Here is a 23725-nt window from a genome sequence, read left to right as displayed (position 1 = left end):
TCTTGCGCCGCCAACGCGGCAATTTGCATGGTCGGCCGTTTTGCGCCGACGACCTGCCGCAGACATCATGCGTCAGGCGCTCGCCGACGCCTTGGTTTCGAGCAACTGCGGATAGCGTTGCAGCACTTCGTCATACAGTTGCGCGATCACCTGCGGCCCCGGCGCCAAGGTGCCGGCCGCTTCTCTTGCGTCGAGCGCATCGAAAATTTTGTGCTTGAGGAAATGCCGCCATACGACCGGCGCACGAGCGAGAATGCCGGTCAGAACGTCATAGCGCTCGCGGGTCCACTTCGCTTCGTATGCGTTGCGCTGTGCGCCATAGTCGAAGTGACGTGCTGGCCGCTGCTGCCCGGCGCTTCTCGCGGCTTCACGCAAGCGCACGGTGGAGTCCGCATCCAACATGCCGTCGGCCAGCACCACGCCATACAGATCGCGCGCCTGATCGACGGACAGATAGCCGCGCCGCACGTCCTCCAACACTTTCTGCGTATCGCGTTCGTAAGGATAACCGTAGCCACCGCCGCCGCATCCTTCGAGACGGATCACGTCGCCGGGGCCGCACATCACGAGGTCGGTCACGCCGAGATCTTCTTCGCTGTCAGTACCTGGGTTGCGGGTAAACCGCGACACGGCACCCGCCTTGCCGCCTAATACGCCCCACGAGGCAAAGCGCGAGCGGTCGCGATTGCGCGCCGTCACGAGCGTGCCCGGCGAGAACACACGAAACTCCATCACGGTCCCGAGTCCGCCGCGATATTTGCCGGCGCCGGCGCTGCCCGGCACGACGCCATACCGTGTGATGCGGATCGGCACTTCCGCTTCGTTGATTTCGACCGGCGTATTGCGCAGGAACGCGACATTCGCACCCGACGCGTCCGAGCCATCGGCGGACGCCATGCCGCCCGCGCCGCCGCCCACAGGTCCAATCGACGCAATTACTGTGCGGCCGTTACGGTCGACAGTCTTTACGTTGAGAATCGACATGCCGCCAGCAGGACACGCCGGCAAGCGGTCCGGGCATACCATCGAGAACGCGCCGAACGTCACGTACTGCGCGACCTTTGCGGTCAGGCTGCGCATACCGACGGCGGCCGGCGGCACGCAATTCATGATCGTGCCTTCGGGCATGATGCAGCGGGCTACTTTCAGCATGCCGGCGTTGAGCAGCAAATCGGGATTCAGCGAATATAGGACATAGTTCAGGCCGACGAGCGCGAGCACATGGCGCTCCTTGCCGCCCGTCGGCATATTCAGCGACGAGTTCAACTGCGGATCGCTGCCCGTGAAGTCGAACACGAGCGAGCCGTCCTTCACCGTGAGCGTTAGCGCGACGCGCAGCGGCTTGCCGTTGACCGAATCTTCGTCAGCATATTCGGCGAAAAAATATTCGCCTTCCGGCATGCTTCGCACAATCGTGCGTGCCTGCTCCTCCGAATAGTCGAGCAATGCGTCCATGCCCGCGCGAAACTGGTCGATGCCGAAGCGCTCGATGATTTCCAGCACACGTCTCTCGCCGGTCATCAGCATCGCGATTTGCGCCTTGAGGTCGCCGCGATTCTGCTCGGCCGCGCGCACGTTGATCGCCATGTGTTCGAGCAACGCTTCGTCGAGTACGCCCGCGCGAACTATTTTGGTCGGCGCGAAACGAATGCCTTCCTGATAGATTTCGGTGAGCGTGCGCGATAGTGATGCCGGCACCGCGCCACCCATGTCCGTGTTGTGAATATGCCCGCCGACATAGCACACAATCTCTCCGCCGAAGAACACCGGCTTCCACATCATCACGTCCGGCGTGTGGGTGGCGACGTAGCCGCTATACGCGTCGTTCGTCATGCAGATGTCGCCGGGTTCGTAGTGCTCGATCATGTCGATCACCGCCCCAAAATCGAGCCCTGGATACCACGTCGCGCCGAGCGTTTTCGGCGACGCGAAAGTCAGGCCGCGAGTGTTCATCAGCGTGCAGGAGAAATCCTCCGTCTCTTTCACGAACGCGGAATGCGCGGTTCGAACGAGCGTGTAAGCCATGCTTTCGGCGGCGGCGACGCAATAGTTCGCGAAGATCTGAAGGACTGATTTATCGAATGTCATGGTGCGTTTCCAGGGTCGGCCAATCAGACGGCTTCGAGAAAGAGGTTGCCGTATTCGTCCACGCGTCCGTCGAAGCCGGGCAGCACGCATGTCGTGGTGTCGTCCTGCGCGACGATGGCCGGCCCGGCGAAGCGGTGCCCCGCGAGCAGCGCGGAGCGGCGGTAAAGCGGCACGCGACGCCAGGCTCCGTCCAGATAGACATCGATCTCCGACTCGACGCGCGGCGCGCCCTCGCCAACGGCGATATGCGGCAGAGCAGGCTTGGGAGTCGGCGCGGTGATCACGAGCCGCAGCGCCACAACCTGAATCGGCGAGCTCACGTCGCTGTGCCCGAACAGGCGCGCGTGTTCGCGATGAAATGCCTGTGCGATCGTTTCCATATCGCCGCCGGTGATCGCTTCCGCCGGGAGCGGCGTATCGATTTCGAACGACTGCCCGCGATAACGCATATCAGCCGATACGACGATATCGGCGCTCGCATCGGTGCCGGCCTCGCGAATCACCCATGCACGCGCATCGGCTTCAAGATGCGCGAGATCGTCAGCCAGCAGGACGAGCGACGCATGGTCGAGCGGATAATACGTCGTCCGAACAAAATCGTTTTTTGTGTCAGCGATCAGGCCGCCGAGCGCGCTGAGCACGCCCGGCGTGGTCGGCACCAGCAGATTGCGCACGTTCAGGGCACGCGCGAGAAAGCAGCCGAGCATCGGCCCGGCGCCGCCGAACGGCATCAACGCGAAAGTGCGCGGGTCGATGCCAAAGCGCGAGCTGAGCCGGCTCACGCCTGCATACATGCCCGAGATCGAAACCTCGATAATGGCCGCCGCGGTCTGATGGATATCGAGACCGAGACGCCGCGCGAGCGGCTCGATTGCCCGGCGCGATGCGTCCACATCCACCTTCACCGCGTTGTAGCCGAGCGCGGCGCTGCCGAGCACGCCGATTACGGCGAATGCATCGGTGATGGTGGGACGCGTGCCGCCGCGTCCGTAGCAAACCGGTCCTGGGCTCGATCCTGCGCTTTCGGGACCGACCTTTAGCACGCCGAATTCATCGACCCAGGCAATCGAGCCGCCGCCGTCGCCGACCGACGACACGGACACAGACGGAATATGAATCTGGAATTCACCGATATATTCGCCGGTTGCGTACTGCGGCTTGCCGTCCACGATCAGCGCGATATCCGCCGTCGTTCCGCCGATGTCGAGACTCATGCAATCTTTCACGTTGCAGAGCCTGGCGAGATATGCCGCCCCGATCACACCCGACGCAGTGCCGGACAGGATCATCTGCACGCAGTTCTGTTTGCCATGCTCGGCGCTCATCACGCCGCCGTTGGATTTGGTGACCTTGAGATCCGCGCTCACACCGCTTTCCGCCAGCGCCGCCTGCAACTGCGTCAAATAGTTCGACACGCGCGGCTGCACATAACCGCCGATGGTCGCCGTCACCGTCCGCTCGTATTCGCGGATGATCGGCCAGACCTCGTGCGAACACGACACGAAAAAGCCCGGCAATGCAGCTTCGATAATCGCCTTCACCTGCTGTTCGTGCGCCGGATTGCGGTACGAGTGAAGCAGCGACACGACCGCGCCTTCACAGCCCGCGGCTTGCAAGCCGCGTGCGGCGGCGAGTACGCTTTGTTCGTCGACAGGCGTTTCTTCCACGCCATCCGCACCGAGACGCCCGATCACACCGAACACACGGTCGCGCGGAATGAGCGGCGCTGGGCGGCGCGACATCAGATGGTACATATCGGGAATCTTCAAACGCGCGATGTCGAGCACGTCCTCGAAGTTGCGCGTGGTGATGAGACCCAGCTTCAGCCCGCGACGCTGCACGACCGCATTCACGCCGACCGTGGTGCCATGAGTGAAATACGTCACATCGTGCGGCTCGATGCCGTAGCGCTCGCGCAGTCCCTCGACGCCCGCGAGCACTTCGCTGCCTGGGCTATCCGGACGTGAAAACACCTTTAGCGTGCGGATGGTCCGCGTGTCCTCATCCAGCACCGCGAAGTCGGTGAACGACCCACCGATATCGACTCCGATTCTCAAGCCCATTGTCGTGTCCCTGCCTGTGTGAAGTGATATGCGCCGTTGCGGCTCAAGCGTGCTGCCTGCGTTTGTCGATGACGTCGCGAATCTGGTAGTAACTGCCGAGCGCGGGCATGAACCACGGCTTTCCGCGATAGAGCGGATGCGTGACCATCGGCGTGCCGTAGGCGCTCGTCTCCGGTGCCTGTCCTTCGACGATCAGGCGCGCGACCTTGTAGCCGAGATACGTCATCATCACGACGCCACTGCCGTTGCAGCCGAGCGCGTAGTAGATGCCATCGGCGGTGCGGCCAAGATGCGGAAGGAAGTCGAGCGTGAGCGCCACTGTGCCGCCCCAGCTGTACGCCACCTTGACGCCGGCCATCTGCGGAAAGCGTTCGACCATCTGTGAGTGCAGGACCGCAGCCGACTCGCGGCGGTCGAGGTTATAAAAGCGCGCGCGCCCACCGAACAGCAGGCGTTTGCCATCCGGCGAATAGCGGTAGTAGTTGACGACACGCCGCGTCTCGGAAATGCCGCGACGCTTCGGTATCAGCGAAGCGCGCAAGTCGGCCGGCAATTCCTCGGTGGCAATCTGATGCGATATGACCGGCACCACACGACGCTGCAAATCAGGCATCGACGAACCTGTGTAGCCGTTCGTGCAGATCACCACGTGCCGGCTTGTGAGCACGCCGCGCGACGTCTTCACGCGGTATTGCGCGCCGATTCGCGCGATATTTTCGACCGGCGCGCGGCTGCATACCGTGACGCCCGCGCCGCGCGCGGCGGCGAGCAATCCGGCGAACATCATCGACGGATGAACCTGACCCGCGCGTTCGAGCAGAACGCCGCCGGCATAGATGTCGCTCGCCAGTTCGCCGCGCAGTTCGTCGCGCGAAAGTATGCGCGCACCGGCACGCGCGTAGGCATTCAGATTGCCGATGCGCTTGCGCCACGCGGCCATGTGCGCGTCGGTCCACATAGCATTGATGCGCCCTGCCTTCACGTAGCTGCATTCGATAGCGTTGTCGCGCAGAATGTTTTCAAACACCTCGTACGACACGGATGCTTCGCTCAGCAAGGTTCGCTGACGTTCTTCGGATACCGAAGTATCCAGCTTCTTCCCCGATGGCGCCTTGCCGACATTTACGCCTCCAGATACCTGACCACCACTCAGCGTGCTCGCGCCGATGCCCGGCACGTCCGCTTCGAGAACCGCCACGCAAAGGCCCTGTTTCGCGAGTTCGAGCGCGCACGACAAGCCTGCATAGCCGGCGCCGACAATCGCGACGTCTACCTCGCGCGGCACGTCCGACATCAGTTCGTCATGCGGACGCCAGTCTTTCCACCAGTACGGCGTGTCGGTGAAATCGGAAGAAAAAACCTGCTTGCGCGTGGACACGGTCGAGTCCCTTGTTGAATTGGACAGCCCCGCTCGTCAGGCGAGCGAGGACGTGAGAGTGCGACGGCTACTTATGAAGCCAGCAGCTTCCTGCGAATCTGCGTGCCGGACCCGCCCGTCATGACACGGATAATGCGTCGCCGACATCGTTGAGCGCATGGCGTGCGATAGCGACAATTTCGTCGATGTCGGCATGCGTCGCAACGAGCGGCGGCGCAAACCCCACAATGTCGTTCGTGCCGAGCGCACGCACGATCAAACCGCGCGCGAGCGCGGCCTGCGCCACGCGTTGGCTCGCCTTCGCCGCCACTGGAAATGGGCGACGCCCGGTCTTGTCGGCCATCAGTTCGAGCGCGGCGAGCATGCCCACGCCCCTGACGTTGCCGACGAGCGGATGCGCGTCGAACTCCTCGTGCAGGCGCCTCTGCAAATAAGCACCCACGTCGGCCGCGTGGCTCACCAGCTGCTCGCGCTCGATGATGTCGAGGTTCGTCAACGCCGCCGCCGCGCATACCGGGTGGCCTGAGTAGGTCCAACCGTGGTTCATCGCGCCCTGCTCGCGCGACCCGCGCTCGATCACATCCCACACGCGCTCGCCTACGATCACGCCGGACAGAGGCAGATACCCGCTCGTCAGCCCTTTCGCCACCGACATCAGATCGGGCTCGAGACCGTAGTGCTCGCTGCCCGTGCGCGAACCCAGGCGGCCGAAACCGCACACCACTTCATCGACGGCGAACAGGATGTCGTGACGCCTGAGCACCGCCTGAATAGCCGGCCAGTAACCCGCGGGCGGCGGGACAATGCCGCCCGAGCCCATCACCGGCTCGCCGAAAAATGCGGCAATTGTTTCGGCGCCTTCCCGCGCAATCAGTTGCTCAAGATGCTCGACGCAATCCGCGACGAACTCCGCTTCGCTTGCGTCGGGGCGTGCGTCGCGATAGAAGTCGGGGCTAGCCGTGTGCAGCACTTGCGGCATAGGCAGATCGAAACCCGCGTGGAATTTCGGCTGCCCTGTGAGGCTGCCGGTCGCGATGCCCGAGCCGTGATAACTGCGTTGCCGCGCGATGATCTTCTTCTTGCGCGGCCGTCCTAGCACATTGTTGTAGTACCAGGCGAGCTTCACTTGCGTCTCGTTGGCGTCCGAGCCCGACATGCCGTAGAACACTTTCTTCATGCGAGCCGGCGCCCACTCTTCGATCAGACGCCGCGACAGTTCGACAGCAGGGTCGTTCGAGAAGCCCGCATACGTGTGATAGAACGACAGCTGACGCGTCTGGGCGGCGATGGCATCGGCCATTTCCTCCCGTCCATAGCCGATGTTCACGCAGTAAAGTCCCGCGAATGCATCGATGTATGAACGCCCCGCGTGATCCTCGATGCGGATGCCCTTCGCGCGCGTCATGAGGCGCGCATCGAGCCGGCCCGACGCATGATCGGACGCGTGTGTGCCAGGATGCATCAGATGTCGCCGGTCGGTCTCGAGCGTGAGTTCGGCGTGTGCGGTCATCGCCCGGTCGATGGCGGTGTCGATAAGGTTCATGTCCTGTGCGCCGCTGAAGAGTTTGCAGGAGCGTCCCACTGCGGATGCCATGCCGGCTTGCTCACGCGGCCGTCGTCGTGAGCGAGCGCAGCGATGCGCGCCATCGAGTTCGCATCGAGTCCGAAATCGAACACCGCGACGTTTTCGCCGATGCGCAGCCGATTCGACGACTTCGGAATCGCCGCCACGCCAGGCTGCTGCATGAGCCAGCGCAAGATGATCTGCGCGGGCTTGCGGTTATGTTCGCGTGCGATCTCCGCGATGACCGGATCGGCAAGCAGCTTGCCGCTGCCGAGCGGCGTGTGTGCGATCAGCGCGATGCCATGCCGGCGACAGGCGTCGAGCACTGTGGTCTGGTCGAGGTACGGGTGGTATTCGCATTGATTGGCGACCAGCGGAACCGAGGCCAGCGCGACTGCGCGATCGAGCAGCGCCGCTGGAAAGTTCGATACGCCGATATGCCGCGTCAAGCCGCTGCGCTGCGCGTCGCAGAGCGCGCCGATGGTCTCCGCAAGCGGCACTTCAGGGTTGGGCCAATGCACCAGCAACAGATCGACGTGATCGAGCCCAAGCCGCGCGACGCTGGCCTCGGCGGCACGTCTGAAATCCGCGGCGCGCAGTTCCGTGTGCCACACCTTGGTCGTGACGAATATTGCGTCGCGCGACAGACCGCTCGCGGCGAGCGCCTGGCCGACCGCCTGCTCGTTCTCGTAACGCGCCGCCGTGTCGATATGGCGGTAGCCCGCGTCGAGCGCCGCTTGTACCGCTTGCACGCCTTCGTCGTGAGTGGACCGCCACGTGCCGAGACCGATTCTCGGTATGCGCGCACCATTGGCTTCGATAACCGGCAAAGCGCCAAGCGGTTGAAAAGAGAGTCCCATTGCCTTGATCGTTCTCCAGTGCTTTGCAACTCGATGAAGGTGTGCCACAATACGGCACGGCGTTCCAAATTCAATGCACGAAAAGTAACACGCGCTTTTTCGCGTTGCAAGTGCAGCGTGGGCGCGTGCTCGCCCGTCGCCGTCTTCCATCGGAGACCTGCATGAAGAGTTTGTTGAAGAGCCTCGAAATTCTCGAGGCGGTATCGCAGAACCAGCCAGTGAGCGTGGGCGTACTGGCACGTCTGCTCGATATGCCGAAGTCGAGCGTGCAGCGCGTGTTATTGACCTTCCACGAGGCCGGCTGGCTTCGTCAGACGAGCGGCGATCTGACGCGCTGGGAAGTAGGGCCGCGCATTCTCGGCGTGCGGCCGGCCGCGTTGCGCGGCGGTGCGCTCTATGCGGCCGCGCGCGAGCCGATGCGCGAGTTGCGCGATCTCACCAACGAAACAGTTCATCTGTCGGTGCCGGACAGCACCAACTCGATGGTCCTCATCGATCGCGCGGACTGTACGCAAACCGTGCGCACATTCAGCCCAATCGGCGATTTGAGTCCGTTTCACGCCACCGCGACGGGCCTTGCGGTGCTCGCCTACATGAAGGAAGCCGACGTCGACGAAATTCTCAGCCGCGATCTGCCGAAGTTCAGCGACGCTACGCCGTGCGATCCCGCCGAGATACGGCTCGAACTCGAACGTATCCGGCAACGCGGCTATTCGGTGAATCTGTCGCAGTACCGTCACGCGGTGTGCGCGATCGGCGCGCCGATCATCGATTCCGATGGCGCGCCCGCGGCGAGTATCTGCATCTCGATGCCGGAATCGCGCTATGACCCGGCGCGCCTCCAGGAGTGGGGCCTGGCTGTAGCAAAGGCTGCGGCTGCGATCAGCGTGTAGCCATGCGGTCGCAGTGTCGCAGTGTCGCGACGCGCGATTCGCGGCGCGCCATTGTGCCGGAGCCGCGCGCTGTCGCCCCTTTTGCGGCATCGGCACGTCGCCTGCAATTGTTCGCGCACGCCGTCGGCCGCAATTTACAAGCTGTTGTAATAACCGGCGACGCGCGCTCAACGCGCTTTCCGGTAGACGTTGCACGATGATCGAACGACACCCGCTGTCGATGTACGACGATGCACGCGCTCCTGCATGGCGGTCGCGTCGCTGTCGTCGGCACAAGCGATGCTGCGCGCACGATATCCAGTCCGATCGCAACAACGCACAGGAGCCACCGATGACTGAAACGCCTGCGCCTCAAAAACCCGATCCACAACAGTCCGAAGTCGGTCGCGGCACGCCGCCCGCACGCACGCCGGAGTCGCTCCCTGAAACAGACGTCGAGCCGGACCAGCAGCCAGTGCGCGACATACCGGGCGTGGGTACGCCCGGCAGCCAGTCGCCTGCTCCGTGAACGCGGTGTTCATGGTCTATTGGTCGGAGACGATAGACGACGCCATCGCCCCGCGTTGCGCCTCGTTTCCCGCGGGCGCGATGGCGGAGGCGCTGTCACTCACAGAGATCTTGCGGCGCCGTCAGTCGCGCGGCGAACCGATATGTTTCGTCACGCTATGCTCGGAAAACCCGAATTCGGTGGGGCCTGCAGGCGTCGCCGATCCTCCCGCCGACTACGCGTGGAAAAAACGCCGCCCGTGAGTGCACCGGCATGCCGATTGCAGCCGATGCGAAGAGCGCGCGATGGTGGCATCGCGCGATCGTCCGTTTAACTGTGGGAGGCACTCATGGCCAGCGACAAGACCGAAGGCATCAAGGAAGAGCTGAAGGGCATGATCAACAAGGGAATCGGCTCGATCACCGGCAACGAAGAAAAGAAGCTCGAAGGCGAAGCACAGATCACCGAAGGCGATAACCGTAAAGACCTTGGCGATCAGCGCGAAAACGCCGAAAAAGGTAAGACCGATCCGGGCAACCCGTCGAATCTTTGAATGCGTTGCCGCGCTCAGAAGCTCGTGCGCAGTCCTACCATCACGCTTCGGCCGCCCTCGGGCGCGATGTCCCGAACCACCGAGCTCGCGTAGCGGATGTCCTGATTCGTCAGGTTGTCGCCGCGGACGTAGGCGAGCCAGTTCGTCGCGCCGGCGTGGAATCTGTAAGTGAGGAGCACGCCCAGCTTCGTGTAGCTCGCCGTCGGCAGATCGTCTTCGGGCACGCGGTGCTGCCCCCATGCGTGCTGCACTTCGGCACGCGCGCCGAACGGACCATAGCCGTAGTCGACGGCGAGCGTCGCGCGCAACGGCGAAATGCGCGGCAACGGTTGATCGTTGTCCATGTTGCGTGCATGCGTGTAGTCGCCGACGAGTTCCACATCCACCTGATGCGCGCCCTTCTGGAACACGCGCCACTTGCCGTCAAGCTCGATGCCGTAAAACTCCGCACGCACGCCGCGATACACCGCTTCGTTCAATGCATCGTCGGTGCCGGGCGCAACGACCTGATCGGCACCGTCCACGAGCCGCCCTGTGTTGAACTCGGTGAGATAGTTCTTGAAGCGGCTGTAGAACACGCCGACGCTGCCCTTGTTCGGGCCGCTAGCAAAACGCAGCGACAGGTCGGTCGACACGGCCTTTTCCTTCTGCGCGTCCGGATTGCCGATCAGGTACTGACCTGTCGCGTCGTGCGGACCGTTCGCATACAGTTCGTATAGCGCAGGCGCGCGCTCTGTGTAGGCGACGTTGCCCGCGACGGACCAGAGCGGCGTCAGCTTGTATAACGCGCCAAGCGATGCACTGAACGCATTGAAGTCCCGGTCGCTCGCGCTCGCAAACCTGTCGTTGCCCGCCGCCGTCGGCTGCTGCTTGACATGCTCGTAACGCGCCCCGGCGCTCAGCTTGAAGGCATCGGTCATGTTCCATTCTTCAAGGCCGAAGAGCGCGACGTTGGTCGTCTGCGTGGTCGGCACGAGCGCCTCGTCGCCTAGTGCCGAAAAGGTGTTTTGGCTTAGTTGAACACCGATGACGCCTTCGAACGGGCCGATTTTCCGGTGACGTGCCTCGATGCGCGCCTCGTAACCGTGATTGCGGAACGTGGTGCTGGTCTCGCCGTTGTCGATTTCCTTGTGCTCGTAGTCGGTATAGCCGAAGTCGAACTTGAGTTGCGAGAACGGACCGCGCAGATTGCGCACTTCCGATGCGAACGCAACGTGGTCCTGGCGCATGCGCAGACGCACGTCGTTCTCGGCGACCGAACCGTAGTTCGCCTCATAGCCGTTGTACGACAGGCCCGCATAACCGTCGGCCCACGTGTAGGCGCCACCGGCCGCACCGCCGTGCCAGCGGCCATCGCTGTTCGGTATGCTGCCGTGGGCTTCGTCGGTATCGGGACCGTCGAGCGCGCGCTGCCGATCCGAGTGCGCGAAGCCGGGGATGCGCTCCTTGCTCGTTTCGCGATCGAACGCGTCGACGTGAAATGCGAACTGGCCGTTGCCGCCTTCGACCTGGGCTGCGCCGGCGCGCGCGTCGTTTGCGCCGCCATAGCTGGCATCCACTGCGCCCGTCAGCCCCGTGATCGGCTCGCGCGGAATCCGGTTGTCGATTGTGTTCACGACGCCGCCTATCGCATTGCCGCCATACAGCAACGCCGCTGGCCCTCGCACAATCTCGACGCGCTCGATGGTGAGCGGCTCCTGCGGAACGGCATGATCGTACGACAGCGACGACGCGTCCCACGCGGCGACGCCGTTCTGCAGAATGCGGATGCGGTCACCATCCATCCCGCGGATGATGGGGCGCCCTACCATCGGGCCATAGGTCGTGGTCGACACACCGGGCAGACCGTTCAGCGTCTCGCCGAGCGAGTTGGCCTGGCGGCGTGTCAGCGCGTCGCCGTACAGCGCGGTTGCTGGCGCGATCAGGTCCGTATCGCCCAGCGGATTCGCGGTGACAAAAACCGGCGCAAGCGCGCCGCCCGGCAGCGACGTTGAATGTTGCGCCGGATTCGAACTGTCGGACTGCGCGTGAGCCAGTGCGGCGAGCAGCGTGAGCGGAAGCGGCGACAGACGAAGCGCGCGCGTGCAAGTGCGTGGAAAGTTTTTATTCACAGTCTTTTCGAAGATTCGCTTTTCATACCGGCCGCGCCTTTCGACAACGTTATAACGTTGCTCAAGCTGCGCGTATGGCTCGGGCTCGCACTGAAGGGACGGCGCCACCGCACTTGCGCGGGCAACAAACGGTTCATCCCGCCCAATGTTGGCGGAATGATATAACGTAACATTACGTGCGTAAAGTTATGAAAGCAATGGCGCGGCGGCTACGTTCTCGCATTGACGATGCAGCGAGCGCAGCGTCGCCGGATTCGCCAGCGACGCGCCTCGTCAGACCCTATGGCTCACCTGACGGCCGAACCGGTCGTCGCCCTCGCGAGCGCCACGGCCCGCTCGCACGCAGCCTGTCTCGCCGCATGATCGACCTCGGGCCCAAGCAGCGTTTTCTCGACGACAATCGATTCGACCTCCGTAACGCCCACGAACCGCAACCAGGCTTCCATGAACGGCCGCTGGTAGTCGAAGGAATGCGCGGGCGTGATCGAGTCGAAAGAATAGTCGAGACCGCGCGCGTAAATCACCACCGCGTTCTTGCCTTTGAGCAATCCGCTAAGCCCTCGCTCGTCGAAAGAGAACAGGACGTTTCGTTGCGATACGACGTCGATAAAGTGCTTCAGCTTGTATGGAATCGAGAAATTCCACAGCGGCACAGAGAAGAGCAGCGTATCGGCGTCGTGCAACCGCTGTGCGAGTTGCCGTATTTGCGACCACGCTTTCTGTTGCCCTTCGGTGAACGGCGTGCCGTTGAGGTCGGCATATTTCGCATCGAGGGCATCGCCGTCGAATTCCGGCAACTCGGTGGACCACAAATCCAGCGCGTCGATTCGAGGCTCCGGATGAACTTCCCAATAAGTGTCCAGATAAACGCGCGCTACTTCGAGCGACGCAGAGCGCTTCTTACGCGGTGACGATTCGATATGCAGCAGGGTCGGCATGAGATTGCTCCACTTGGGTTGGGTGCTGCAATCTCAACATATTTCAGAACGAAATTTAAACGAAGTATAGTGAGCTTATTCAGTCGCAATCGCACTGAATCTTGAAGGCAGAGCGCTACAGCATCAGAGGAGAAGCGTGCCGTGTTCGATACTGTTCTGCTGCGCTCGTTCGCGGCCGTGGTCAAGGAAGGCGGCTTCACGCATGCTGCCGCCCGTCTGAATCTGACGCAGTCCGCGGTGAGCGCGCATGTGCGGCGCCTGGAAAGCCAGACCGGCCGCGAACTGCTCGCGCGCACCACGCGCTCCGTCGCGCTCACCGCAGACGGCGAGTTGCTGCTCGGCTACGCGCGCGCGATCCTCGCGCTCAACCTTGATGCGCAGGCGCAACTGTCGCGCGGTCCCAGCGAGGGCGAGGTTCGCGTCGGCCTTTCCGAAGATCTGTCCAACGTCAGGCTGATGAACGTCATGCAGGCGTTTGCTGTGCGCTACCCTCGGATCGCATTCAGTGTGCGCGTCGGTATTCCGGCCGATCTGCTCGTCGCAATGGATCAGGGCGAGCTCGACGTGGTGATCGGCGGCCGCTGCCAGGGCACGCGGCCAGGGCAAGTGTTGTGGCGCGAGCCTCTCGTATGGGCGGGAGCGGAATGGGCTTCGCTGACGCACGGCGCCCCAGTGCCGCTCGCGCTGTTTCCGGAACCGTGTCCGTATCGCGAGGCTGCGCTCGCCGCCCTCGCGCGCGGCGGCGTCGAATACCGGATCGCGCTCGTGGCTTCGAGCGTCGCGGGTCTGCGCGCCGCGGCGCAAGCCGGCTTCGCCGTGACGCCGATGGTTCATACGCAGCTCGTGAACGGCTTGCGCGTGATCCCGCCGGACGCTGGGTTGCCGGCTCTGCCGGACGTCGAATTCACAATGTTCGCCGCAGGGAATTCATCCGCGCATATTGCCGATGAACTAGGCAATGCGATCGTGCAGGCATTCACGCACAAGGTTCACGCGGAACAGGCGCCGCGTCCGCGCGCCGCGACACCCTCGCCGCGCGAAGCAGTGCAAAGTAAGCCGAACAGCGACTGACGAGGCGCTCGCGGCGCGACATTCATTCGGCCATCCTTCAAGGGTGGAAATGGACGCTCCATTCGTTGCGGCGATGACGAAACTTGCCATGCGCGCAATGAGCGCGCTAGCCCGCGATTCGTGCGCTGCGATTCCTGGAAAGCAGCGGCAGCCCATGCAACGCCGCGCCGAGCATACGCAAACGGGTAACGCACATACCAGCATAAACGCTTGCCTAGTTACGCTAGCGCGCAGTGGTTACGATGAGCGGGCCGTCAAAACGAGCGACTCTCACGGAGCCCATCATGAAGCGTTTTCACATTGCACTCGCTGTTGCGAGCCTGGACGAATCGATTGCCGAATACAGCCGCCGGCTCGGACATCCGCCGTCCGCTGTCGTGCCGGGCAAGTACGCGATGTGGCGCACCGAACTGCTCAACTTCTCGATCAACGAGAAACCCGAGCAGGCGGGCCAACTGCGGCACGTCGGATTCGAAGACGATGCCGCAGAAACCTATTCGAGCAGCGTCGACGTAAACGGACTCGAATGGGAGCGGTTTTCAGCTGCGGAACAGGACGCGCGGATCGTCAGCACATATGGCATTGCCGTGCGCCCAGCGAGCGCGTAGACAGATGCGTCACGCATGCTGCCGGCGCGGCTTCGCCCGTTCGAGCAGTTCGAACGCGGCCATGCCGCCCAGCATCGCCGCGACAAACACCCATGCCTTCGGAAAACCCGCGCCCAATGCGATCAGCGCCGGGCCCGGGCAGAATCCGGCAAGCCCCCAGCCGATGCCAAACACGGCACTGCCGAGAAGCAGTCTCGGACTCACAATCGAGTTAGCTGGAATCTGCATCGGCAAACCCAGCAGCGATTTATCGCGACGTCTTGCCAGCGAAAACGCAACGCCCGCAACGACTAACGCCCCGGCCATCACAAACGCGAGCGACGGGTCCCATCTTCCGGCGAGGTCGAGAAACGCGAGCACCTTCGCAGGGTTGGCCATGCCCGAGACGATCAGCCCCCAACCGAACAGGAGCCCCGAAAGCAATGCAGTGAGTCGGGCCATGTCAGCCACCGAGCAAATGTCGAACGACGAAAACCGTCAGGAAGCCGCTTGCCATGAACGTCCCAGTAGCGGCGAGCGAACGGACCGAGCCGCGCGAGATTCCACAGACGCCGTGCCCGCTCGTGCAACCGCTCGCGTAGCGCGTGCCGATACCAACTAGAAAGCCTGCTGCGAGCAGTTTGCCCCAGCTGGCCCGGATATCCGGCGCCATCGATTGACCCAGCAAGCTCGCCAATACAGGGGCGGCGACGAGCCCCACCAGAAAAGCGGCGCGCCAGCCCATGTCCCCGCGCTGCGAGCCGAGCAACGCGTTCAGCAAACCGCCGAGAATGCCGCTGATACCGGCGATCCGTCCATTGAAAAGAAGGAGCACGGCCGCCGCAGCGCCGATCGCAAGGCCGCCGGCCAGCGACCAGCCGGGTGTGAAGCTCGTTAAATCGATCGACATGGCGCCTCCCTTTTATCAGCCACGAAATCGGTCATGGAGCACCGCGTGACGGAAGGACCGTTCGCAGCATCTGCCACGCACATCATGCCTCAAATGGCGGCCGTCAAACGTTGCGACTAGAGGTGGGAACGGCGCAGGCTGTTCCGGTTAGCGTGCGTCGCTCGGAAGAAGGACTCATCGCGCCAGGAACGATCGCGCAATGCGAGCGAAATCGGTTGCAGCATCGCGCGGACACCCGTGTCGATGCGGTCTGGCGCAGTATTTGCATCGTCCCGCACCGGCACGACCCCGGCAAAACGACCGGGGACCAACAGGAGGAGACAATGCGCGACGACACTTATCACGCTGTAACGCCAATCGCCGCTCGCGAGACATGCTGGCTCACGCCGTCGATTCAGAAGTCCCACGCACGCTCGGAAGTCTTCGGTCTGAACGCGTCGATGCGGCCTGACTACGACGTGCTGCCCGCCGCCGAGCTCGCACTGAAACTGGAGCAGAACCGCGTTCTGTGCGCGCACGCAACGCCGGTCATGGAAACGCTGCATGAGCAGATTGTGAACACACAGAACGTGATCGTCCTGACCGACGCGGAAGGCCTGATCCTGCATTCGATCGGCGACGACGATTTTCTGCGGCGCGCCGAAAAAGTCGCGTTGCGTCCGGGCGCAAACTGGGCCGAAGACCGGCAAGGCACCAATGCAATCGGCACGGCGCTTGCCGAGCGCAGTGCGATCGTCGTCCATGGCCAGCAGCACTATCTGGCGGCTAACCGGTTTCTGACCTGCTCGAGCGTGCCGATCCTCGATCCGTACGGCGACGTCATCGGCGTGCTCGACGTCAGCGGCGATCACCGCAGCTACCACGAGCACACGATGGCGCTCGCAAAAATGTCCGTGCAGATGATCGAGAATCATCTGTTTGCGAATACCTTTCGCGAGACGTTGCAGATCGCTTTTCATGGCCGCCCTGAATTTCTGGGCACCTTGATGGAGGGCATCGCGGCGTTCACCTGCGACGGCCGTTTCCTGTCCGCCAATCGCAGCGCGCAGTTCCAGTTGGGTCTGCCGCTTGCCGGATTGCGCGCGCACACGCTGTCGTCGCTATTCGGACTCACCAGTGCGCAGTTGATGGACCGTGTGCGCACTCACCGCGACCGCCATCTGTCGCTGAATCTGAGCAACGGCGCAGTGGTCTGCGCGCATGTCCAGTTCCGGCGCACCGCGCTCGCCGACGACTCCACTGTGCCGCCTGCGCGCGCCGAGACCCCGCCCGCGCAGCGCGGCGAGCAGTCGGCTGCGTCCGCGAATTCCCTTTCGAGGTTGAGCTATCTCCACACCGGCGACCCGCAAGTCGCAGCGGTAATCGCGAAGGTCCGCAAGGTGATCGGCAAGAACATCCCGATTCTGATCACCGGCGAAACGGGCACCGGCAAGGAACTGCTCGCCCAGGCGATCCACAACGATTCGCCGCGCCGTGCCGCGCCGTTCGTTGCGGTGAACTGCGCGTCGATACCGGAAACATTGATCGAATCAGAACTGTTCGGCTATGAAGAAGGCGCCTTCACCGGCGCGCGGCGCAAGGGCGCCGTCGGCAAACTGCTGCAGGCCGACGGTGGCACGCTCTTTCTCGACGAAATCGGCGACATGCCCTATCCGTTGCAAGTGCGGCTATTGCGTGTGCTGCAGGAGCGTCTGGTGAATCCGCTCGGGTCCGCAAAATCGATTCCGGTCGATGTGTCAATCATTTGCGCGACCCATCGCGATCTGCGCGCAATGATCGCGCAGAACCGCTTTCGCGAGGATTTGTATTACCGGCTCAATGGACTGGTGGTGAAGTTGCCGCCGTTGCGCGAGCGCACCGATCTGTCCGCGGTGATTCAGAAGATGTTGCATTGCGCGTCGGTCGAGAACGCCGGTGGCCAGCCGCTTAGCGTCGCGGACGAAGTGATGAAGCTGTTCGAGCAATGCGCATGGCCAGGCAACTTCCGGCAACTCGGCAATCTGCTGCGCACGGCGGCCGTCATGGTGGATGCCGACGGTGAAATCCGGCGCGAGCACTTACCCGATGACTTCTTCGACGATTTACGCGCTGTCGGGTCAACGACCACGCGCGCCGCCGATGCGCCGCCGCTGCCCTGCGGTCGGCTTCACGACGTTGCCACCAGCGTGATCGCCCACGCAGTCGCGCAGCATGGCGGCAACGTGTCGGCGGCGGCGCGCACGCTTGGCATCTCGCGCAATACGATCTATCGCAAGCTGCCGGCGCAGGGCGCGAACAATAGCGAAGACGCCGCGTAAATCGCGCCGGAGCCCTGCACTGCGCTGCTCCGTTGTGCAACACCGCTGTTCTGCAATTGAACAACGCGCGGTCATCGGGGGCGCGCGCAATGCGGCGCATCGGCTCGACGTGACTCGCATTCGTCGGCAGTCACGCTTTTTTCTAGGCGCGCCGATTTGCTTTCACTCCGGTTAGGCACAAAGCATGGGTTGAGAGGCTCGGCATAGAGCTTGCGTTCTGCACATGACCGCATCACAGGATGCGGTTTTTCAATCACATGAAGTATCCAAGGAGACAGCCATGCAGTGGACTACCCCCGCCTATACCGACCTGCGTTTTGGTTTTGAAATCACGATGTATATCGCCACTCGCTGAAGCAACGACAAAGCGCCGCCGTAGTCGCGATGCACGACTCGCGGCGGCGTCAACGGCATCACTTATGAAAGTCAGCGTTCTCGCTTCGGATGCGTACGGCGGCCTGCCGCAATCGATCGAAAAGGCGTGTCTGGTATGAACGCTTCAGTTCCCGAACGCTGCGCGGACCCGCGGCCGAATCCGCGCCTGCTCTTTCGTCTGCAATGGGACGTTGCTCAGGATAGCTACGTGCTGTTGTGTCCCGAAGGGCTAGTAAAGCTCAATCCGAGCGCGGGAGAAATTCTGCGCCGCTGCGACGGCACGCGCGAACTCGACGACATCATCGGCGAGCTCGAGCACACGTTCAACGCGTCGGATCTTGCACGGACATCTATCGTTTCATCCAATATGCGCGACGACGCGGGTGGATCGATTGACGCGCGCCGCGCGTCTTGCACACGTGCGGGCACGCCTGGAGATTCCGCGCAAATAGTAAGGAATCGCCGCGCGCATTTGTCGTTGCAAGCGATGCAACGAAGGCATTCAAGGCAACCACGCAGCTATTGCGAAGTACCCGCATTCAGCGGTCTCGACGATGATCTCGCATTGTCGTCCGTCAGCTTGCTCTTTCCCGCGCTATAGCCGTTGGAATACAGCAGAAACGCCATGATGTCCGCGTAGTCCTGCGGCTTCATCTTGCCGGGACGATCCGCCGGCATGTTATTCGCCATGTATCCGTACACACCGCCGATCGTCAGCTTCGCGTTCGCCGCCGGCGCGAACGACGGGCCGCGCAACGCGGGCGCATTCAGTCCTTGCAGATCGGGGCCGTGGCACTTTGCGCAGGCGCTGGAGTACAACGTCTTGCCGTGCGCCACCTGCGCCCGATCGAAGCCGGGCGCGTCCGCCGACACGATCGCATCGACCTTGATGAAAGCGCCGTGTTGAATCCGGCCGCCGCGGGCCCGCGTCATTTGCCACGGCGTATCGGCACGACCAGGGCCGTCGCGATAGGCGAACGCTGCTGCGTCCGGCACACTCGCCTGCGCCGTGTGAGGGAGCGTCCAGCCGCGCGTCAACGCCGCGAGCCTGCCGTCGGATTCCATCTTGAGCAACGCGGCGTCGATACGCGGCTGCAACGCCGCGCCGTTCTTGCCGAACGCGAATGTCAGATGCCAGTCTGCATACGCGGAAGCGGCTTGAGCGATATTGAAGTGCCGCTCCGGATGCGTTTTCATATAAGCGACAACAGCCGGGTACCAGACGATTGCACGCTGCGCATGCCCGCTTGCAACGGCATCGACGGTAAGCTCTGCTGTGTTCTCCAGGTCGAGCTTGACGTTGGGCTGCTGCACGGCGATCAACTGCGCGGGGCTTGCATAAGTTGCTGCAACGATCTCGGCACTGCCTGCCTGCGCGGCCGACTTATGCATGGTCACGCTCACATAGCCCGAGTGCAGGTAGGCCCGCGAAAATGTGAGCTTGCTGCCGGAGCCGTCCGCGACCGCGGAGCGCGGAAAGCCGGCAATCACGTCGCACTTGCGCGCGAGCGCCTTGTCGAGTTCGTTTAGCGACACGCCGTCGTCGTCGCTGCTGGGAAAGCCGCCAGGCGCGAGCGACAGCGCAATGCCCGCCGTACGAAACGCTTCGCGCGCAACCGTTTGGTCGAGTACGGTCGACGGACTGCCGGGGAACGTGCAAACGCGCACACCGGCGCGGGCATGGCCGGGCATCAACGCGCCGGTGGCCAGCAACATACTGGAAAGGGCAAAGAAATTGAGTCGAGTCTTCATGATCTTGCTTCCGGGAAGGGCCGGGCCGCCGCGGCCTGCCTGCTCACGCGAATGCACGTCGAGCAGTCGGCTCGCGGCGGCCGCATGAACATCAGCCGTGGTTGAGTGCAAACACGTAGAGCGTGCCGCCGCGTGGAATTTTCTCCGCGGCCTTCGCCATCGGGCCGCCCCAGATCGGATTAGCGCCGCCGTAGCCAGCGAGAATCGCGACGTATTCCTTGCCGTCCACTTCAAACACCGACGGCTGCGCGACGATTCCGCTTGCGAGCTTCGGGCTCTTCCATAACACCTTGCCGGTCGCCGAATCGAACGCATACAGATGGCCGTCCAGCGAGCCGCTAAACGCAAGGCCGCCCGCGGTCGTGGCCACGCCGCCGTTCCACGGCAGCTTGCTCCAGTGACTCCAGAGTTTCTTGCCGGTGCTGACGTCGATCGCCTGTAGTTCTCCGTAGCCCTTGCTGCCTGGCTCCGGCTTGATCTCGAAACCTTCGCCGAGGTACGGCAGCCCTTCCATGTAAGTCACGGATTTGCCGGACAGCGACATGCACGCATGCAGCGCGGGAACGATCGCGATGTGCTTGTCGGGATCGTATGAAACCGACCACCAGTTCTTGCCGCCGAGGAAGCTCGGACAGGTTTCGATCGTCGTGCCGGTCTTCGGGTATTTCGACGCGTCCTGAATCGGGGCGCCGTCGGCTGTATAGCCAGTGACCGAAGTGGCCTTGACGAAGGGCTTGGCGTAGATCAGCTTGCCGGTGCCGCGGTCGATTGCGTGGAAGAAGCCATTGCGGTCCGCGTGGAGGATCGCGTCGTAGTCCTTGTCCTGATACTTGATGTTCGCGAGCACCGGCGTGTTGACGCCGTCATAGTCCCAGGTGTCGTGTTTGGTGTACTGGTAGTGCCATTTGAGATCGCCGGTTTTCGGATCGAGCGCGAGCAGCGAGTCCGAGTACAGGTTGTCTCCCGGCCGAAGATCGGCAAGCCACGGTCCGGGATTGCCGACGCCCCAGTACAGTGTTTCCGATGCGGCGTCATACGTGCCTGTCAGCCAGGCGGGTGCGCCGCCATGCTCCTGCATGCCGTCGGGCCAAGTGTCGCCGCCCTTCTCTCCAGCCGCGGGTACGGTGAACCGCTTCCACAGCACGTTGCCGTTGTCCGGATTCAATGCCGCGATGAAGCCGCGCGCACCATATTCGCCGCCTGCGCTGCCGACTACTAGCGCACCGTCGAGCGCAAGCGGCGCAAGCGAAAACGCGTAGCCGAGCCCGGGCTCGAACATCGCCTTGCGCCAGGCCAGCGAGCCTGTTTGCGCATCGAGCGCGACGACGTCGCCGTTCAACATCGCCACATAAACGTTCTTGCCGTACAGCGCGACGCCGCGGTTGATCACGTCGCAACATGCCGTCTTGAACGACTCCGCGCCGAGCTTCGGCTCGAACTTCCACAGTTGTTTGCCGCTTGCCGCATCGAACGCATAGACGTTGTCTTTCGGCGTGGTCACGAACAGATAACGGCCATTGACGATCGGCGTCGCTTCGAAGCCCTGTTGCAACTCTGCTGGAAACTTGTAGCTCCAGACCTGCTTGAGCTGCTTCACATTCGACGTATCGATCTGCTTGAGCGGCGAGTGGGCCTGACCGTTGTAGGTGCGGTAGTACGTCAGCCAGCCGGGATCGCTTTGCGCGGCTGTCAGACGTTCGTAGGTGACGGCTGGATAGTCGTCGGCCACGGCGGCCGATCCGCATAACAGACTGACGGCCGCGGCGACGCTTATCGCAAGTGCTCTCGGCCGCGTTGCCGAACTTGAACGTGCTTTCATCCTTGTCTCCTGTGTCGACCAGAGTTCGCGCTTTAGCGCGTTACTCTGGTCCCATGCAACTTGTTGCGGTCGACCAGAGTTCGCGCTTTAGCGCGTTACTCTGGTCCCATGCAATTTGTTGCGGTCGACCAGAGCTCGCGCTTCAGCGCGTTACTCCGGTCCCATGCAGCTTGCTGCGGTCGACCAGAGTTCGCGCTTCAGCGCGCTACTCCGATCCCATGCAGCTTGCTGCGGTCGACCAGAGTTCATGCAAAGCAGTCACTCCGGTCCCATGCCACATTGTTGCTGTTGAGTTATCGACGGGAAGCCGTGCGGCGACGCCATCGTCCGGGAACGCAGTCTCGCTGCGAGCCGTTCAAGGCAAGTCGCATGCCATTGCGGCAGCGCTTCGGCGCAAGACGCGCCAGGCTGGAAAGACGGGGACTAGCGACAGGAATAAGCGCGCTTCGCAACGCAACTGGAGTTGTTGCACGCTGACGCAATGGATCGTCGATGTGTTGCTAAAAAAGACAGCGCCGCAACATTGTTCTTCGCGAACCTGACGGCCGGCGACGACAGCCGCCTCGGCAAAGTACCGCAAGACTTCGCTCGACGACAGCTAGCAGTTTCCTCCGCCGAGCAGGAGCTGAGCCGCGCCCCGACCGCTTCACGTAATCGACGAAGCCAACGCGAACGCCTTCTGCAAAAAGTTCGCCGTCTTCGGCGGCGCTGCCTCGATACGCGAGGCCAGCGCGAGGCGGATCGAAATGGCGTTGCCGAGCACGTCGGTATAAGCAACGCCTTCGACCTGAATCTGACACACGGAAGCGGGCACGAGCGAAACGCCGAACTCCGCCGCCACCAGATTCACCACCGACGAAAGCTGCGGCGCCTGCTGTCCGGCGATCGGCTCGAAACCGGCCTCGCGACATGCGCCGACAATGACGTCGTGCAGCGTGGGGCTCGCCTCTCGCGGAAGCATCACAAACGGGTCTTCAGCTAATGCGGACAGCGCGATCTTGCGTTTCTTCGCGAGACGGTGCGTTGCCGGCAATACGATCCTCATCGGCTCGATTGCGATGTGATGGAACTGCACGCCCGCCGGCGACTGGCTGCCGAGACGCACGAAGGCGACGTCCACGCGGCCGTCGCCGAGGTAGGCGAGCAGTTGCGCCGTGTTGCCTTCGGCAAGCGTGAGCGTGACGTTCGGATAGTCCTGCCGGTAGCCGCGAATCAGCTTGGACACGACAGGATTGAACGCAGCCGACCCCGTAAAGCCGATATTGAGCTGCCCGATTTCGCCACGCCCGGCGCTCTGCGCTTTTTCGACCGCGAGCCGCGTGTCGTACAGGATGCGCTTCGCGTCCGCGGCGAATGCCTCGCCTGCCTCCGTCAACACCACGCCGTGACCCGTGCGGCGAAAAAGCCGCACGCCCATTTCATCTTCGAGAGCGTGGATTTGCTGACTGAGCGGCGGCTGGCCGATGCCGAGCCTTTCGGCCGCGCGCGTGACGTTGCGCTCTTCGGCGACCGCAAGAAAATAGCGAATGTGACGCAGTTCCATCTGATATCTGAAAAAACTATTTCAGTAAGACGCGATAGATATTGGACAGTATATCAGCGGTGCGACAAAATATCCCCATCGCGCAGTCCGCGTCCTATAAGTCTTCCCGCAATGCACAGCCTTTCATCGATAGACGATGAAGACAGGACGAGCCGCGCCGATTAGGGCGCGTGGCGCTGCGCCGTTGTGTTTATCTAATAAGGTGAAGGGGTCTACTGTGGCTGACACATTAAAAAAACCGAGGCCGGAATTCCGGAACATCGGTATCGGGCAGATATTGACGGCGTATCGCCTGCCGCTGGCAGGGCGCGTGTCGATCCTGCATCGCCTGAGCGGGGGTCTGCTGTTTGTTTTTCTTCCGTTCCTGCTGTACCTCTTCGACCAGAGCCTGACTTCCGAACTGAGCTTCGAGGTCTTCAAGGGCTTTCTCTCCAAC

General features: G+C 62.7%; 21 protein-coding genes and 1 pseudogene. 10 read left to right on the top strand and 12 right to left on the bottom strand.

The features are described from left to right. Positions 1 to 72 precede the first annotated feature (72 nt). From F759_RS0124370 to F759_RS0124350, 5 genes are all read right to left on the bottom strand, one after another. Positions 73 to 2088: a hydantoinase B/oxoprolinase family protein gene (locus F759_RS0124370; RefSeq protein WP_027802167.1), complete on the bottom strand. Its 2016-nt coding sequence runs from the start codon at positions 2086 to 2088 to the stop codon at positions 73 to 75. Positions 2089 to 2111: 23 nt separating this feature from the next. After that, positions 2112 to 4151 carry a hydantoinase/oxoprolinase family protein gene (locus F759_RS0124365; protein WP_027802166.1) on the bottom strand — a complete coding sequence of 680 codons (2040 nt, stop codon included), beginning with the start codon at positions 4149 to 4151 and terminating at the stop codon, positions 2112 to 2114. A gap of 43 nt (positions 4152 to 4194) precedes the next feature. Continuing rightward, positions 4195 to 5529: an NAD(P)/FAD-dependent oxidoreductase gene (locus F759_RS0124360; RefSeq protein ID WP_027802165.1), complete on the bottom strand. Its 1335-nt coding sequence runs from the start codon at positions 5527 to 5529 to the stop codon at positions 4195 to 4197. A 118-nt stretch (positions 5530 to 5647) separates the two neighbouring features. Beyond that, positions 5648 to 7072, bottom strand: coding sequence for an aminotransferase (locus F759_RS0124355; RefSeq protein ID WP_407668548.1), 1425 nt, complete (start codon positions 7070 to 7072; stop codon positions 5648 to 5650). Then, positions 7069 to 7953 carry an aldo/keto reductase gene (locus F759_RS0124350; protein WP_027802163.1) on the bottom strand — a complete coding sequence of 295 codons (885 nt, stop codon included), beginning with the start codon at positions 7951 to 7953 and terminating at the stop codon, positions 7069 to 7071. Before F759_RS0124350 ends, F759_RS0124355 begins: the two co-directional genes overlap by 4 nt. 161 nt (positions 7954 to 8114) lie before the next feature. Between F759_RS0124350 and F759_RS0124345 the strand changes: the two genes are divergently transcribed. From F759_RS0124345 to F759_RS0124325, 4 genes are all read left to right on the top strand, one after another. After that, positions 8115 to 8846, top strand: coding sequence for an IclR family transcriptional regulator (locus tag F759_RS0124345; protein WP_027802162.1), 732 nt, complete (start codon positions 8115 to 8117; stop codon positions 8844 to 8846). A gap of 331 nt (positions 8847 to 9177) precedes the next feature. Beyond that, positions 9178 to 9354, top strand: coding sequence for a hypothetical protein (locus F759_RS43410; protein WP_167334040.1), 177 nt, complete (start codon positions 9178 to 9180; stop codon positions 9352 to 9354). Positions 9355 to 9359: 5 nt separating this feature from the next. Then, on the top strand, positions 9360 to 9596 hold the full coding sequence (locus F759_RS0124330) for a hypothetical protein (RefSeq protein WP_027802160.1): 237 nt from the start codon (positions 9360 to 9362) through the stop codon (positions 9594 to 9596). Between the two features lie 86 nt (positions 9597 to 9682). Further along, positions 9683 to 9886, top strand: coding sequence for a CsbD family protein (locus tag F759_RS0124325; protein ID WP_027802159.1), 204 nt, complete (start codon positions 9683 to 9685; stop codon positions 9884 to 9886). A 14-nt stretch (positions 9887 to 9900) separates the two neighbouring features. Here the strand turns inward: F759_RS0124325 and F759_RS0124320 are convergent, their stop codons facing one another. Both F759_RS0124320 and F759_RS0124315 read right to left on the bottom strand, forming a co-directional pair. Then, positions 9901 to 11997 (bottom strand): TonB-dependent receptor, encoded by a 2097-nt coding sequence (locus F759_RS0124320; RefSeq protein WP_027802158.1) that lies wholly within the window; start codon positions 11995 to 11997, stop codon positions 9901 to 9903. A 287-nt stretch (positions 11998 to 12284) separates the two neighbouring features. Continuing rightward, the gene (locus F759_RS0124315) at positions 12285 to 12935 is read right to left on the bottom strand and encodes an FMN-dependent NADH-azoreductase (RefSeq protein ID WP_027802157.1); all 651 of its coding nucleotides are present in this window, start codon (positions 12933 to 12935) and stop codon (positions 12285 to 12287) included. Positions 12936 to 13076: 141 nt separating this feature from the next. On the opposite strand from F759_RS0124315, the gene F759_RS38435 reads away from it, so the two are divergent. Beyond that, positions 13077 to 14006 carry a LysR substrate-binding domain-containing protein gene (locus F759_RS38435; protein WP_051377435.1) on the top strand — a complete coding sequence of 310 codons (930 nt, stop codon included), beginning with the start codon at positions 13077 to 13079 and terminating at the stop codon, positions 14004 to 14006. Positions 14007 to 14290: 284 nt separating this feature from the next. Then, positions 14291 to 14614 (top strand): VOC family protein, encoded by a 324-nt coding sequence (locus tag F759_RS0124305; protein ID WP_027802156.1) that lies wholly within the window; start codon positions 14291 to 14293, stop codon positions 14612 to 14614. 9 nt (positions 14615 to 14623) lie between these two features. On the opposite strand, the gene F759_RS0124300 is transcribed toward F759_RS0124305, so the two are convergent. Both F759_RS0124300 and F759_RS0124295 read right to left on the bottom strand, forming a co-directional pair. Then, positions 14624 to 15055 (bottom strand): YeeE/YedE family protein, encoded by a 432-nt coding sequence (locus tag F759_RS0124300; RefSeq protein WP_027802155.1) that lies wholly within the window; start codon positions 15053 to 15055, stop codon positions 14624 to 14626. Position 15056: 1 nt separating this feature from the next. Further along, a complete protein-coding gene (locus F759_RS0124295) occupies positions 15057 to 15503 on the bottom strand; it encodes a YeeE/YedE family protein (protein ID WP_027802154.1) in 447 nt (148 codons plus the stop codon). Between the two features lie 323 nt (positions 15504 to 15826). Between F759_RS0124295 and F759_RS0124290 the strand changes: the two genes are divergently transcribed. The 3 genes and pseudogenes from F759_RS0124290 (at position 15827) to pqqD (ending at position 18571) form a co-directional block, all read left to right on the top strand. Then, positions 15827 to 17800: a sigma-54-dependent Fis family transcriptional regulator gene (locus F759_RS0124290; RefSeq protein ID WP_027802153.1), complete on the top strand. Its 1974-nt coding sequence runs from the start codon at positions 15827 to 15829 to the stop codon at positions 17798 to 17800. A gap of 280 nt (positions 17801 to 18080) precedes the next feature. Next, entirely contained in the window at positions 18081 to 18155 is a 75-nt protein-coding gene (gene pqqA / locus F759_RS41185) for a pyrroloquinoline quinone precursor peptide PqqA (protein ID WP_033379411.1), read from the top strand. 135 nt (positions 18156 to 18290) lie between these two features. Continuing rightward, positions 18291 to 18571 (top strand): annotated as a pseudogene (gene pqqD / locus F759_RS41180) (pyrroloquinoline quinone biosynthesis peptide chaperone PqqD). 123 nt (positions 18572 to 18694) lie between these two features. Here the strand turns inward: pqqD and F759_RS0124280 are convergent. The 3 genes from F759_RS0124280 to F759_RS0124270 all read right to left on the bottom strand — a co-directional run bounded on the left by F759_RS0124280 (position 18695) and on the right by F759_RS0124270 (position 23289). Then, on the bottom strand, positions 18695 to 19927 hold the full coding sequence (locus F759_RS0124280; protein ID WP_027802152.1) for a c-type cytochrome: 1233 nt from the start codon (positions 19925 to 19927) through the stop codon (positions 18695 to 18697). 91 nt (positions 19928 to 20018) lie between these two features. Beyond that, a complete protein-coding gene (locus F759_RS0124275) occupies positions 20019 to 21746 on the bottom strand; it encodes a methanol/ethanol family PQQ-dependent dehydrogenase (protein ID WP_027802151.1) in 1728 nt (575 codons plus the stop codon). Positions 21747 to 22392: 646 nt separating this feature from the next. Continuing rightward, entirely contained in the window at positions 22393 to 23289 is an 897-nt protein-coding gene (locus tag F759_RS0124270) for a LysR family transcriptional regulator (RefSeq protein ID WP_027802150.1), read from the bottom strand. A gap of 217 nt (positions 23290 to 23506) precedes the next feature. Between F759_RS0124270 and F759_RS38430 the strand changes: the two genes are divergently transcribed. Continuing rightward, positions 23507 to 23725, top strand: a 219-nt coding sequence (locus F759_RS38430) for a succinate dehydrogenase (RefSeq protein WP_036025152.1), incomplete at its 3' end; no start/stop codon positions are given.

Origin of the sequence: Paraburkholderia dilworthii (assembly GCF_000472525.1) — a bacterium.
GTDB classification, from domain to species: domain Bacteria; phylum Pseudomonadota; class Gammaproteobacteria; order Burkholderiales; family Burkholderiaceae; genus Paraburkholderia; species Paraburkholderia dilworthii.
This window is presented reverse-complemented; position numbering and strand designations above follow the sequence as displayed.

Coding starts and splice junctions, on each gene's coding strand:
- F759_RS0124370 (WP_027802167.1), bottom strand. CDS start 2,088: ATGACATTCGATAAATCAGTCCTTCAGATCTTCGCGAACTATTGCGTC.
- F759_RS0124365 (WP_027802166.1), bottom strand. CDS start 4,151: ATGGGCTTGAGAATCGGAGTCGATATCGGTGGGTCGTTCACCGACTTC.
- F759_RS0124355 (WP_407668548.1), bottom strand. CDS start 7,072: ATGAACCTTATCGACACCGCCATCGACCGGGCGATGACCGCACACGCC.
- F759_RS0124350 (WP_027802163.1), bottom strand. CDS start 7,953: ATGGGACTCTCTTTTCAACCGCTTGGCGCTTTGCCGGTTATCGAAGCC.
- F759_RS0124345 (WP_027802162.1), top strand. CDS start 8,115: ATGAAGAGTTTGTTGAAGAGCCTCGAAATTCTCGAGGCGGTATCGCAG.
- F759_RS43410 (WP_167334040.1), top strand. CDS start 9,178: ATGACTGAAACGCCTGCGCCTCAAAAACCCGATCCACAACAGTCCGAA.
- F759_RS0124325 (WP_027802159.1), top strand. CDS start 9,683: ATGGCCAGCGACAAGACCGAAGGCATCAAGGAAGAGCTGAAGGGCATG.
- F759_RS0124315 (WP_027802157.1), bottom strand. CDS start 12,935: ATGCCGACCCTGCTGCATATCGAATCGTCACCGCGTAAGAAGCGCTCT.
- F759_RS0124305 (WP_027802156.1), top strand. CDS start 14,291: ATGAAGCGTTTTCACATTGCACTCGCTGTTGCGAGCCTGGACGAATCG.
- F759_RS0124300 (WP_027802155.1), bottom strand. CDS start 15,055: ATGGCCCGACTCACTGCATTGCTTTCGGGGCTCCTGTTCGGTTGGGGG.
- F759_RS0124295 (WP_027802154.1), bottom strand. CDS start 15,503: ATGTCGATCGATTTAACGAGCTTCACACCCGGCTGGTCGCTGGCCGGC.
- F759_RS0124290 (WP_027802153.1), top strand. CDS start 15,827: ATGCGCGACGACACTTATCACGCTGTAACGCCAATCGCCGCTCGCGAG.
- F759_RS0124280 (WP_027802152.1), bottom strand. CDS start 19,927: ATGAAGACTCGACTCAATTTCTTTGCCCTTTCCAGTATGTTGCTGGCC.
- F759_RS0124275 (WP_027802151.1), bottom strand. CDS start 21,746: ATGAAAGCACGTTCAAGTTCGGCAACGCGGCCGAGAGCACTTGCGATA.
- F759_RS0124270 (WP_027802150.1), bottom strand. CDS start 23,289: ATGGAACTGCGTCACATTCGCTATTTTCTTGCGGTCGCCGAAGAGCGC.